Source organism: Bradyrhizobium uaiense (assembly GCF_010811875.1).
Classification (GTDB): domain Bacteria; phylum Pseudomonadota; class Alphaproteobacteria; order Rhizobiales; family Xanthobacteraceae; genus Bradyrhizobium; species Bradyrhizobium uaiense.
This window is the reverse complement of record NZ_VKHP01000007.1, coordinates 21,826-35,494: the sequence shown is the minus strand read 5'-3', so window position 1 is coordinate 35,494 and position 13,669 is coordinate 21,826. Positions and strand designations below refer to the sequence as shown.

Here is a 13,669-nt window from a genome sequence, read left to right as displayed (position 1 = left end):
CATGAACCAAGAGATTATGAATCTTTTCAATCCGACGACGCCGGCCCAGGTCTTCGACCAGATCCGGATTTCGATCGCGTCTCCGGAGAAGATTCTGTCGTGGTCCTACGGCGAGATCAAGAAGCCGGAGACCATCAACTACCGTACCTTCAAGCCGGAGCGCGACGGCCTGTTCTGCGCGCGCATCTTCGGGCCGATCAAGGACTACGAGTGCTTGTGCGGCAAGTACAAGCGGATGAAGTACAAGGGCATCATCTGCGAAAAGTGCTCGGTCGAGGTGACGCTGTCGCGCGTCCGGCGCGAGCGCATGGGCCATATCGAGCTGGCGGCGCCGGTCGCCCACATCTGGTTCCTGAAGTCGCTGCCGTCGCGCATCGGCTTGCTGCTCGACATGACGCTGAAGGATCTCGAGCGGATCCTGTACTTTGAATACTACGTCGTTCTCGAGCCGGGTCTGACCGCGCTGAAGGACCGTCAGCTGCTGTCGGAAGACGAGTATCTGAAGGCGCAGGACGAGTACGGCCAGGACAGCTTCACCGCCATGATCGGCGCCGAGGCGATCCGCGAGCTGCTCAAGGGTCTCGAGCTCGAGAAGCTCGAGGCGACGCTGCGTGCCGACATGGCGGAGACCGACTCCGACATCAAGCACAAGAAGCTCGCCAAGCGTCTGAAGATCGTCGAGGCGTTCCGCGTCTCCGGCAACAAGCCGGAATGGATGATCATGACGGTGGTGCCGGTGATTCCGCCGGACCTGCGTCCGCTGGTGCCGCTCGACGGCGGCCGGTTCGCGACCTCCGACCTCAACGACCTGTATCGCCGCGTCATCAACCGCAACAACCGCTTGAAGCGGCTGATGGAGTTGCGTGCGCCCGACATCATCATCCGCAACGAAAAGCGCATGCTGCAGGAGGCCGTCGACGCGCTGTTCGACAACGGCCGCCGCGGCCGCGTCATCACCGGCGCCAACAAGAGGCCTTTGAAGTCGCTCGCCGACATGCTGAAGGGCAAGCAGGGCCGGTTCCGTCAGAACCTGCTCGGCAAGCGCGTCGACTATTCGGGCCGTTCGGTGATCGTGGTCGGTCCCGAGCTGCGCCTGCATCAGTGCGGCCTGCCGAAGAAGATGGCGCTCGAACTGTTCAAGCCGTTCATCTACTCGCGGCTCGACGCCAAGGGCCTGTCCACCACGGTGAAGCAGGCCAAGAAGCTGGTCGAGAAGGAGCGTCCGGAGGTCTGGGATATCCTCGATGAGGTGATCCGCGAGCATCCGGTGCTGCTCAACCGCGCGCCGACGCTGCATCGCCTGGGCATCCAGGCGTTCGAGCCGGTGCTGATCGAAGGCAAGGCGATCCAGCTGCATCCGCTGGTCTGCGCCGCCTTCAACGCCGACTTCGACGGCGACCAGATGGCCGTGCACGTTCCGCTGTCGCTTGAAGCGCAGCTGGAAGCGCGCGTCCTGATGATGTCGACCAACAACATCCTGCATCCGGCGAACGGCCAGCCGATCATCGTGCCGTCGCAGGACATCGTGCTCGGCCTCTACTACGTCTCGATCATGCGCGAAGGCCTGCCCGGCGAGGGCAAGATCTTCGGCGACATGGCCGAGCTCGAGCACGCCCTGCATTCGAAGGTCATCCACCTCCACACCAAGATCAAGTACCGGTGGGAAGGCATGGACGAGGAAGGCAAGATGTCCAAGCGGTGGATCGAAACCACCGCCGGCCGCGTCATGCTCGGCAACCTGCTGCCGAAGAGCACCAAGATCTCGTACGACATCATCAACAAGCTGATGACCAAGCGCGAGATCTCCGGCGTGATTGACCAGGTCTACCGTCACTGCGGTCAGAAGGAGACGGTGATCTTCTGCGACCGCATCATGGCGCTCGGCTTCTACAACGCCTTCAAGGCGGGCATCTCGTTCGGCAAGGACGACATGGTCGTGCCGGCGTCGAAGTGGAAGATCGTGGACCAGACCCGTACGCTCGCGAAGGATTTCGAGCAGCAGTACAATGACGGTCTGATCACCCATGGCGAGAAGTACAACAAGGTCGTCGACGCCTGGTCGAAGGCCGGTGAAGAAGTCGCCAAGGCGATGATGAAGGAGATCTCGTCGACCAAGAAGACGGCGGCGGGAGCCGATGCCGACATCAACTCGATCTACATGATGGCGCACTCCGGTGCGCGTGGTTCGCCGGCCCAGATGCGCCAGCTCGCCGGCATGCGCGGCCTGATGGCCAAGCCGTCGGGCGAGATCATCGAGACGCCGATCATTTCCAACTTCAAGGAAGGTCTGTCGGTGCTCGAATACTTCAACTCGACCCACGGTGCCCGTAAGGGCCTCGCGGACACCGCGTTGAAGACCGCGAACTCGGGCTACCTGACCCGCCGTCTGGTCGACGTCGCGCAGGACTGCATCATCACGCAGACCGATTGCGGCACCAAGCTCGGCATCAAGATGCGCGCCATCGTCGATGCCGGCACGGTCGTTGCCTCGCTCGGCTCGCGCATCCTCGGCCGTACGGCCTGCGATGACGTGCGTGATCCCGCCACCAACGAGATTGTCGTCAAGCGCGACACGTTGATGGAGGAGACCCATGTCGACGCGATCCAGCAGGCCGGCATCCAGGAAGTGAAGATCCGCTCGGCGCTGACCTGCGAGCTGATCAACGGCATCTGCGCCAAGTGCTACGGCCGCGATCTGGCCCGCGGCACCCCGGTCAACCACGGTGAGGCCGTCGGCGTCATCGCGGCGCAGTCGATCGGTGAACCTGGCACGCAGCTGACGATGCGCACGTTCCACATCGGCGGTGCGGCGCAGCTCAACGAGCAGTCGTTCGTCGAATCGAACTTCGACGGCAAGATCGTGATCAGGAACAAGGCAATCGCCCGCAACAGCGAAGGCAACCTGGTCGCGATGGTGCGCAACATGGTCGTTGCGATCGTCGATGCCGACGGCACCGAGCGTGCAACCCACCGTATTCAATACGGTTCGAAGATGCACGTCGACGAAGGCGACATGGTCAAGCGTGGCCAGCGCATCGCGGAGTGGGATCCCTATACCCGCCCGGTGCTCACCGAAGTCGAGGGCACGATCGGGTTCGAGGACCTGGTCGAAGGCCAGTCGATCTCGGAAACGCTCGACGAGTCCACCGGTATCGCCAAGCGTGTGGTCATCGACTGGCGCACGACGCGCGGCGGTTCGGACCTGCGTCCGGCCATCGTGGTCAAGGGCAAGGACGGCAAGGTGATGAAGCTCGCGCGTGGCGGCGATGCCCGCTACATGCTGTCGGTCGACGCCATTCTGTCGGTCGATACCGGCGCGAAGGTGATGCCCGGCGACATCCTGGCGCGTATCTCGACCGAGAGCGCCAAGACGCGTGACATCACCGGCGGTCTGCCGCGGGTGGCGGAACTGTTCGAGGCTCGCAAGCCGAAGGATGCGGCGATCATCGCGGAGACCGCGGGAACGATCCGCTTCGGTCGCGACTACAAGAACAAGCGCCGCATCTCGATCGAGCCGATGGACAAGACCGAGGAGCCGCGCGAGTACCTGATCCCGAAGGGCAAGCACATCCACCTGCAGGACGGCGACATCGTCGAAAAGGGCGATTTCATCGTCGAAGGCAATCCGGCGCCGCACGACATCCTGGCGATCAAGGGCATCGAGGAGCTCGCTGCCTATCTGGTCAACGAAATCCAGGAGGTCTACCGGTTGCAGGGCGTGCTCATCAACGACAAGCACATCGAGGTGATTGTCCGTCAGATGCTGCAGAAGGTTGAGGTCACCGATCAGGGCGACACCGACATGATCTCGGGCGAGCAGGTCGACAAGATCGAGTTCGACGCGCTCAACACCAAGGCCAAGGAGGAGGGCAAGAAGCCCGCCACGGGAACGCCGGTTCTGCTTGGCATCACCAAGGCGAGCTTGCAGACCCGCTCGTTCTTCTCGGCGGCGTCGTTCCAGGAGACCACGCGCGTGCTCACCGAAGCTGCCGTCAACGGCAAGGTGGACCCGCTCGAGGGCCTCAAGGAGAACGTCATTGTCGGCCGCCTGATCCCGGCCGGCACCGGCGCCTCGATGGCCCGGATCCGCGAAGTCGCGGTCAAGCGCGACAAGCTGATCCTCGACGAGCGCGAGAAGCAGCAGGCGGCGATCGTGCCGACGGCCCCGGAAGCGGAGCCGCTGGCGCTGCCGCCGGCGGAATAGGCCTCCGCAAGACTACGGTAACGACGAGAAGGCCGGCGTTTTGCCGGCCTTTTTGCTGCTTTGTTTCCCTGCTGCGGTGCAGGAACGCAGTTTGTTCATCTTCCCTTCAGGCAGAAAAGTGCTTTTGCTAGGGTGACTTAGACCGGCTGCTTGGCAGTGCCGGAGACGACGGAATCGATATGCTCGACTTGGCAATTGTAGGCGGCGGCCCCGGGGGGCTGATGAGCGCCTGGTATTTGAAGCGCAAACTCGGCGACCTTTGCCGCATCACCATCTTCGAGGCGTCGAACCGCCTGGGTGGCAAGGTCGTCACGCGCAAATTCGAAACCGCGCCTGCCATGTATGAGGCCGGCGTTGCCGAGATCTACGATTACTCGATGACGGGCCCCGATCCGCTGCGCGAGCTGATCCAGCATTTCGGCCTGCAGACGATCCCGATGGATGCCGAGCAGGTGCACCTCGACGGCGAGCTGCTCGCCGACGTCCCCGGCATGCGCCGCAAATATGGGCCGAAGACCGCGGCTGCGATCGAGGCGTTCCGCAAGCGCTGCAGCGACCTGGTGTCGCCGATCGAATATTACGAGGGCGTCGGATCCCACGACAACGAGCACCCCTGGGCCTACAAGACGGCCGAGCAGATCCTCGACGAAGAGGTCGAGGACGCGACCGCCAAGCGCTTCTTCAAGGTGATGGCGCGCTCCGATCTCGCGACCGAGAGCCACAACACCAACGGCCTCAACGCGCTGAAGAACTACGTGATGGATGTCGACGGCTATATCGGCCTGTATTCGATCCAGAACGGCAACGAGCAGCTGATCGATTGCCTGCGCTCGGAAGTCAGTGCCGACATCCAGCTCAACCATCGCGTGCTCAAGGTCGGCAAGACCGAACAGGGCCGCTACCAGCTCAACATGATGAACGGCAAGGGGCCGGAAACGCGCGACTTCGACCTCGTGCTGGTCTGCCTGCCGCACTCCTGGCTCGCGACCATGCGCTGGGACGGCGAGACGCTGCGCAAGTCGATGGTCAAGCACGTTGCCTATTTCGACCGGCCGGCGCATTATCTGCGCGTCTCGATCCTGTTCGACGAGCCGTTCTGGGGCGAGAAGATCCCGGGCGCCTGGTTCATGTCGGAAGCGTTCGGCGGCTGCTGCGTCTACAACGAGGGCGCGCGCCACGATGTCGGCAAGCACGGCGTGCTGAACTGGCTGATCGCGGGCTCCGATGCGCTCGCCTTCGCCAATCTCTCTGACGAGGAACTGATCGACGCCGCGCTGAAGTCGCTGCCTGCCTCGCTCGGCGATGCGCGCGAACACTTCCTCGAGGGCAAGATCCATCGCTGGCTGTCGTCGGTCAACGCGCTGCCGGGCGGCCTGCCGGTGCGCGACGTCATGACCAACCACCGCCCCGAGCCGAAGCAGCACCCCGGCATCGTCGTGGTCGGCGACTATCTGTTCGATTCGACGCTGAACGGATTGCTCGATTCCTCCGATGCCGCGACCGACATCATCGTCACCGAGATGATGCGGCTGCGCCGCGCCCGCGCGCAGGACGAGGGCACGCTGTCCGACAAGATCGACCGCAGCTATTTCGAGAATTATCGCGGCGCCGGTCCCTACAGCGAAGTCTGGCGCAACTTCACCGACCCGGCCTATCTGACCGACCTGATCAAGACGGTCTGGGGCAGGGCGAAGGGCTACAAGCTCCTGATCGCGGGCTCCGCCAGCGGCGAACTGGTCGGCGCACTGCGCGAACGCGGCATCGATGCCTGGGGTATCGAGAACAACCGCTACATCCACGGCAAGACGCCGAAGGCGCTCAAGAAGTACAACAAGCTCGGCTCGATCGCCGACATGCCCTTCAAGGACAACGAGTTCGACTTCGTGTTCGAGAGCTCGCTGTGCCATCTCGGCGAGAAGCAGGTCGTGCGCGGCGTACGCGAGCTCAACCGCGTGGTCAAGAGCGGCGTCGTGTTTGCGTCGGTGACCTCGGACATGGCGCCCGCTGTGATCGATCGCTACGACCTGCTGCGCGGGGTGAAGAAGCTCGGCACCTGGTGGGAGTGGTCGGAGTTGTTCTTCGGCAACGGCTTCGACCTGTCGATGCACCGCCGCGATTGCACCGATGCGCTGTGGACGCTGACGCTGGCCGCCAACAAGGGGCCGGGGCAGTGGTACGCCGACTCCGACAGCCTGCGCTATTCCTTCTTCGACAAGGTCGAAGCCGACCTCGACGACTAGCGGCAGCGACGACCAGTACCTGGCGCAAGGCGATCGGCCTTGCGTCAACCACGTGTCAAACGGCGGCAAGACCGTGATCCCGATTCGACCGGAGCGTGTGGCGCGCACCGGCCGTTCCAAACGCTTTGCCGAATTCATTGTGATCGCATAGGATTGTACCGGCAGCGTTCGCCGCTGCGGTTTCGATTTGCGGTCATGCCGGCCGTGGAGCATCGGTTGGTTTCATGGCGCCAAGACCTCCTGCATCAGACGATCCGAAGCGTGCGGCGGCCGACGATCCCGAGCTGAAGAAGAAGCTTGCGCCTGTGGCTGGTCCGGCAGTATCCGCCAAGCCGGCCGCGCCGGCTGACGACGAAGAGGATGAGGACGAGGACGACGAGTTCGAACTCGACGATGATGATGACGAGGATCTCGTCGTCTTCACCGCCAAGGAAGCCGCCGGCGCGCTTTCCACGATCTATGGCTTCATCAGGCCGATCCTGACCAACTACAAGAAGCCGCTCGCGTTCGTCGCCTTCGGCGTGCTGGTCGAGACGTTGTTCAACGTCATCATGCCCCTCAGCCTGAAATTCCTGATCGACGACGCGCTCGGCGAGGAGGATTTCCAGGCCCTCTACAAGATCCTCGGCGTGCTCGCGGTGGCCGGCATCGTCACCTCGATCATCGCGGTCTGGTACGAGCGCTGGGACGCGCGGCTTGGCGCCGGCATCATCGCCGACGTCCGGACGCGCATCTTCGAGCACGTCCAGAACCTGCCGTCGGCCTATTTCGCGCGGACCAAGCGCGGCGAGATCCTGTCGCGCTTCTCGATCGATCTGTCGGCCTTCGAGGGTTCGGTCAAGACCTTCGCCAACAGCGCGGCGCTGCCGGGGCTCGAGTTGATCGCCGGCATCATCCTGATGCTGTTCCTGAACTGGCAGCTCGCCGTGGTTGCCTTGCTGGTGTTTCCGATCACGCTGATCGGGCCGCGCATCCTGACGCCGAAGGCGGTGCTGGCCAATTACGAGCAGAAGCAGAACGAAGCCGCGCTGCTCGGGACGGTGCAGGAGAACGTCGCCGCGCAGGCGGTGGTGAAGGCGTTCAACCTGCAGCGCCGGGCGCTCGGCTGGTTCACGCTGCGCAACCGCGACGTCCGGGCCAAGGCCGCGTCAGCCATGTTCCTGTCGACCATGGTGGAGCGCACCGTCACCATCGCGGTGCTGCTGCTCCACCTCGTGGTGCTGGCGATCGGCGCCTATCTCGCCACCAAGGGCCAGATCACGATCGGCACCTTCGTGACCTTCGAGAGCGCGTTCTGGGAGGTGTCGTACAACATCGCCCATCTCATGCATTTCATCCCGGTGTCGATCTCGTCGGCGGCGGCGGTGCGGCATATCCAGGAGCTGCTCGACGAGCCGACCCGCGGCGCCGACCGTCCCGGGGCGCCGGATCTGCCGCGCATCACCAACGACATCTCCTTCGACCGCGTCACCTTCCAGTATGAGGGGGCACAGACGCCGGTGCTCGACAATCTCAGCCTCAAGCTCAATGCCGGCAAGAGCATCGCGATCGTCGGTCCGAGCGGCTCGGGCAAGAGCACGCTGATCAACCTGATCCTGCGGCTCTACGTGCCGGACGAGGGCCGTGTCGCCATCGACGGCGTCGACATCCGCCGGGTGACGCGGGAATCGCTGCGCGCAAACATGGCGGTCGTGTTCCAGGAGAACATGCTGTTCAACATGTCGATCCGCGAGAACATTCGGCTCGGCAAGGAAGGCGCGAGCGATGCGGAGGTCGAGGACGCGGCGAAGAAGGCCGAGATCCATCGCTACATCATGAGCCTGCCGCAGCGATACGACACGCCGGTCGGCGAGCGCGGCGATACCTTGTCGGGCGGCCAGCGCCAGCGCATCGCGATCGCGCGCGCGATCATCCGCAATCCGTCCGTGCTGCTGCTCGACGAGGCGACCTCGGCGCTCGACCAGACCACCGAGGCTGCGATCAACCGCACGCTGCTCAAGGTCGCGGAGGGCCGCACCATGATCTGGTCGACGCATCGCCTGACCTCGGTGGTCGAGATGGACGAGATCATCGTGATCTCGGGCGGCAGGGCGATCGAACGCGGCTCGCACGAGGAGCTGCTGGCCCAAAATGGCGTCTACCGCAGGCTGTGGGACGACCAGGGGCATGTGCATCACGGCGAGGACGACGACGACGCGGACGATGACGACGACGATGATGAAGACGATGAGGACGATGAGGACGAAAACGAAGACGAGGAGGCGTGAGCCCGCGCCGCGGGTGACGGCCTGGCGCTAGTTGCAGCCGATCTCTCGTATCACGCCCTGTCGGCGTGCGGACGTTGCCGGAAATGAGTGGCCGGCTGCGTCATTGACGGCGCCGCCGGCGAGCCTTGCAGCCGGCGCAGCGTGCCCCGGCCGAGATAGCCGAGGAAGCGCGCCCAGCGCTGGGCTTGCCAATAGGGCCCGCTGCCGATCGAGACCTCGCGGAAGTTGAATGCCTTGGCGTTCGACCAGGCATCGCAGGCAGTCTTGACCGGATCGTCGTAATACGCGGTGATCTTCTCCTCACCCATGCCGTCGGTCGAAAGCCAGGCCGGGATGTGGACGTTGCAGAGCTGGGCCACGTCGGTGAACACCTTGTCGGTGCCGGTGCCGGTGACGGGGCAGGTGCTGGCGAAGGCATCACCGACCAGCGCGACGCCGGCCTGCCGATAGCCGGTGCTGACATAGATGTCGGCCGGCCTGATCTTGATGTCGCCCGCGACGTCGAACTCGCCGGTCAGCCGGCGCAGCCGCGGCAGTGCTGCGTTCAGCGTCTCGACCGGATTGCGGCGCATCGCCCGCACCCAGGGATCGTCGGCCTGGCGATAGGTGAAGAGGTTGGCGCGCATCCGGTTTTCGACCGGAAACAGCGTGATGTAGGGAATGCGGTCGCTCGGCCGCTCCGAGAAATAGGTCATGGCCGCAAACGGGAAGGCGGGGCGGCCGACGGGCAAGAAATCGAAGCCGAGCGAGATCGAGTGGCAGTGGCTGGTGATGAGCCGCTCGATGCCGAGCATCCGGCGCAGTCCGACATTCAGGCCGTTGGCGAGCACCACGAGGCGCGCCGAGATCTCCTCGCCACCGGCGAGCACGAGCTTCTGCCGCTCGGAGCTGGTCGCGACATTGACCACCTTGTCGCAAATGAACTCCGCCGACCCCGCGATCTCGTTCCGAATCGCACCGATCAAAGCGTCGTACATGATGCCGTGTTGCCGGCTTGGCTGCCGGTCGAGCAAATAGCCGAATCGCGCGATCCAGTTCTCGCCGTCCAGCGTCGCCGAACGGAGCACGGAATCGGCAATGCCGGTCTTGGCGAATCGCCCAAGCTGGAGGTCGCCGCTGATCTTCTCGACGCGGAAATCGAATGGGTAGACCTGGTGGGGGTCGATCAGCAGGCTCGGTATCCCGGCACGGCCGAGCATGGCGGCTGCGGTCGAGCCCGCAAGACCTCCGCCGATGATCGCGATGTCGGTGTACCGCATGAGAGCTTTCCGTGGCCGTGGCCCCGATTTTTGCGCTGCGAATGGCAAATAAAGGCTTAGTTTCGAAGTTTGCCTTCAGGACGAAGTTGGGGAGAGTTGTTTCTATTCTTATTTTACCCGGATAATATATGAGTCGGGCAGTGGGCCTGAGATTCGGGTAAGGGTGAGGTGAGGCGACGAGGCTGTCATATTTCGTCGCGCACCGCGTGTTGGCGAAATGCGAAATACGCAAGTGCCAGAGGCGTTTCTTGGCTTGTCGTTTTGCTTGACTTCACTACCTCTCGATTATACAAGGCCCCCACTTAACGACAGGCGGTGAGCTAGCCAGCGTCGGAACGGAACACCCAACGGCCCTTTTTGAGGAGCCGGACGGGCACCAACCTCGACGAATGCCGCTCAAACGCTGTCGATGATAGCTAGGCAATGCCAGGACGATTTTGGTTCTCTTGAGCACGTCCTCTTGAGAGTAAATTCGGATGCATGACCTCGGTGGCGGACCGAACAGCGAACGCTGAACGGTCCGGGATCGCGGTCCTCTGTGGCGTCGATGCGCTTTCCGCTCAGTGATGAGTGGTTGGCGCGATTTCGCTTTGCGCGGTTGCTTGTTCCGCGTCGAGCGGGCCGAACGGGACGGCTAGTCCTGAGAAGAAATTTGCGGAGCCATTCAAGGCTTTCGCGCGAACTAAAGGGTGAAGGCTGCATGCCGACGATCAACCAGCTGATCGCAAAACCACGTGAAGTGCAGAAGACGCGCAAGAAGGTGCCGGCGCTGCAGCAGTCGCCGCAGAAGCGCGGCGTGTGCACGCGCGTCTACACCACGACCCCGAAGAAGCCGAACTCGGCGCTTCGTAAGGTCGCCAAGGTGCGCCTGACCAACGGCTTCGAGGTGATCGGCTACATCCCGGGTGAAGGCCATAACCTGCAGGAGCACTCGGTGGTCATGATCCGCGGCGGCCGCGTCAAGGACTTGCCCGGCGTGCGCTACCACATCCTCCGTGGCGTGCTGGATACCCAGGGCGTCAAGAACCGTAAGCAGCGTCGTTCGAAGTACGGCGCGAAGCGTCCGAAGTAAGCGGGAAACGATCAGATGTCGCGTCGCCATTCTGCTGAGAAGCGTGAAGTTCTTCCGGATCCGAAGTTCGGGAACATCATCATTACGAAGTTCATGAACTCGGTGATGTACGCCGGGAAGAAGTCGGTCGCCGAAAACATCGTCTACGGTGCGCTCGGCATGATCGAGGCCAAGACCAAGCAGCCCCCGCTCGGCGTGTTCGAGCAGGCGCTCGAGAACGTGATGCCGACCATCGAGGTCCGTTCCCGCCGCGTCGGCGGCGCGACCTACCAGGTGCCGGTGGAAGTCCGTTCGGTGCGCCGTCAGGCGCTCGGCATCCGCTGGCTGATCTCGGCCGCCCGCGAGCGCAACGAGAAGACCATGACGGAGCGCCTCTCGGCTGAGCTGCTCGATGCCTCGAACAATCGCGGCAACGCCGTCAAGAAGCGTGAAGACGTGCACCGGATGGCGGAAGCCAACCGCGCCTTCTCGCACTATCGCTGGTAAGGCGAATAACGGAATTTAAGGAACAGCCTATGCCCCGCGTTCATGCCATAGAGAACTACCGCAACTTCGGTATCATGGCGCATATCGATGCCGGCAAGACCACGACCACCGAGCGCATCCTCTATTACACCGGCAAGAGCCACAAGATCGGCGAAGTGCACGAAGGTGCCGCGACGATGGACTGGATGGAGCAGGAGCAGGAGCGTGGCATCACGATCACCTCGGCTGCGACCACCGCGTTCTGGAACGGCAAGCGTCTGAACATCATCGACACCCCCGGCCACGTCGACTTCACCATTGAAGTCGAGCGTTCGCTGCGCGTGCTCGATGGTGCCGTCTGTGTTCTCGACTCCAACCAGGGCGTCGAGCCGCAGACCGAGACCGTCTGGCGCCAGGGCGACAAGTACAAGGTTCCGCGCATCGTCTTCGCCAACAAGATGGACAAGACCGGTGCCGACTTCTTCAAGTGCCTGTCCGACATCGTCGACCGCCTCGGCGCCAAGCCGATCGCGATCCAGCTGCCGATCGGTGCCGAGAACAACTTCAAGGGTCTCGTCGACCTGGTCGTCATGAAGGGCATCGTCTGGAACGATGAATCGCTCGGCGCCAAGTTCGACTATGTCGACATCCCGGAAGACATGGTCGAGCAGGCCAAGGAATATCGCGAGAAGATGGTGGAAGCCGCCGTCGAGCTCGATGACGACGCTTTGGCTGCGTTCCTCGACGGCAAGGAGCCGGATGAGGCGACCCTGAAGCGCCTGATCCGCAAGGCTGTGCTCACCGGCGCTTTCTATCCCGTGCTGTGCGGCTCCGCGTTCAAGAACAAGGGCGTGCAGCCGCTGCTCGACGCCGTGGTCGACTACCTGCCGTCGCCGATCGACGTGCCCGCGATCAAGGGCACCGATGAGGATGGCAACGAAGTCGTGCGCAAGGCGGACGACAAGGAGCCGCTGGCGCTGCTCGCGTTCAAGATCATGGACGACCCGTTCGTCGGCACCATCACGTTCTGCCGCATCTATTCCGGCGTTCTGCAGTCGGGCACCGGCGTGGTGAACTCGACCCGCGAGAAGAAGGAACGTATCGGCCGTATGCTGTTGATGCATGCGAACAACCGCGAGGACATCAAGGAAGCCTATGCCGGCGACATCGTCGCGCTGGCGGGCCTGAAGGAAGCGCGCACCGGCGACACGCTGTGCGATCCCGACAAGCAGGTCATCCTCGAGAAGATGGAATTCCCGGAGCCGGTGATCGAAATCGCGATCGAGCCGAAGTCGAAGGCCGACCAGGAAAAGCTCGGCGTGGCGCTTGCCAAGCTCGCTGCGGAGGATCCGTCGTTCCGCGTGTCGACCGATCAGGAGTCCGGCCAGACCATTCTCAAGGGCATGGGCGAACTGCACCTCGACATCAAGGTCGACATCCTCAAGCGCACCTACAAGGTCGATGCTAACATCGGCGCGCCGCAGGTGGCGTTCCGTGAGCGCGTGACCAAGAAGGCCGAAGTCAAGTACACGCACAAGAAGCAGACCGGCGGTACCGGTCAGTTCGCCGAAGTGTCGATCGTCGTCGAGCCGAACGAGCCCGGCAAGGGCTACGAGTTCGAATCGAAGATCGTCGGCGGTGCGGTTCCGAAGGAATACATCCCCGGCGTCGAAAAGGGCCTCAACAGCGTGATGGGCTCCGGCGTCGTCGCGGGCTTCCCGGTGGTGGACGTCAAGGTGCAGCTGGTCGACGGCAAGTATCACGACGTCGACTCCTCGGCGCTGGCGTTCGAAATCGCGTCGCGGGCTGCGTTCCGCGAGGCGCTGACGAAGGGCAAGTCCGTTCTGCTCGAGCCGATCATGAAGGTCGAGGTGGTGACCCCGGAAGACTACACCGGTTCGGTCATCGGCGACCTGAATTCCCGGCGCGGCCAGATCCAGGGCCAAGACATGCGCGGCAACGCCAACGTCATCAATGCGATGGTGCCGCTCATGAACATGTTCGGTTACGTGAATAACCTGCGCTCGATGAGCCAGGGTCGCGCAACCTTCACGATGCAGTTCGATCACTACGCCGAAGCTCCGGCGAACGTGTCGGCTGAAGTCCAGAAAAAGTTTGCTTGATTGTCGTTGGTTCGCAACTAACGACTGAACGGAGAGTCA

General features: G+C 63.0%; 7 protein-coding genes. 6 read left to right on the top strand and 1 reads right to left on the bottom strand.

What is annotated here, in order from left to right; genetic code table 11:
* The first annotated feature begins 1 nt into the window (after position 1).
* The 3 genes from rpoC to FNJ47_RS03365 all read left to right on the top strand — a co-directional run bounded on the left by rpoC (position 2) and on the right by FNJ47_RS03365 (position 8,711).
* A complete protein-coding gene (gene rpoC, locus FNJ47_RS03375; protein WP_163150609.1) occupies positions 2 to 4,204 on the top strand; it encodes a DNA-directed RNA polymerase subunit beta' in 4,203 nt (1,400 codons plus the stop codon).
* A 179-nt stretch (positions 4,205 to 4,383) separates the two neighbouring features.
* A complete protein-coding gene (locus tag FNJ47_RS03370; protein WP_163150607.1) occupies positions 4,384 to 6,444 on the top strand; it encodes an FAD-dependent oxidoreductase in 2,061 nt (686 codons plus the stop codon).
* A gap of 224 nt (positions 6,445 to 6,668) precedes the next feature.
* The gene (locus FNJ47_RS03365; RefSeq protein WP_163150605.1) at positions 6,669 to 8,711 is read left to right on the top strand and encodes an ABC transporter ATP-binding protein; all 2,043 of its coding nucleotides are present in this window, start codon (positions 6,669 to 6,671) and stop codon (positions 8,709 to 8,711) included.
* Positions 8,712 to 8,761: 50 nt separating this feature from the next.
* Here the strand turns inward: FNJ47_RS03365 and FNJ47_RS03360 are convergent, their stop codons facing one another.
* On the bottom strand, positions 8,762 to 9,970 hold the full coding sequence (locus tag FNJ47_RS03360; protein ID WP_163150603.1) for an FAD-dependent monooxygenase: 1,209 nt from the start codon (positions 9,968 to 9,970) through the stop codon (positions 8,762 to 8,764).
* Between the two features lie 700 nt (positions 9,971 to 10,670).
* Here FNJ47_RS03360 and rpsL point away from each other — a divergent pair.
* Genes rpsL through fusA form a run of 3 tightly spaced genes read left to right on the top strand, consistent with a single transcriptional unit; the run spans position 10,671 to position 13,630 of the window.
* Positions 10,671 to 11,042 (top strand): 30S ribosomal protein S12, encoded by a 372-nt coding sequence (gene rpsL, locus FNJ47_RS03355; RefSeq protein ID WP_163150601.1) that lies wholly within the window; start codon positions 10,671 to 10,673, stop codon positions 11,040 to 11,042.
* A 15-nt stretch (positions 11,043 to 11,057) separates the two neighbouring features.
* Complete coding sequence (rpsG, locus tag FNJ47_RS03350; RefSeq protein WP_021081660.1) at positions 11,058 to 11,528, top strand: 30S ribosomal protein S7; 471 nt, start codon at positions 11,058 to 11,060, stop codon at positions 11,526 to 11,528.
* A gap of 29 nt (positions 11,529 to 11,557) precedes the next feature.
* Positions 11,558 to 13,630, top strand: coding sequence for an elongation factor G (fusA, locus tag FNJ47_RS03345; RefSeq protein WP_163150599.1), 2,073 nt, complete (start codon positions 11,558 to 11,560; stop codon positions 13,628 to 13,630).
* Positions 13,631 to 13,669 lie beyond the last annotated feature (39 nt).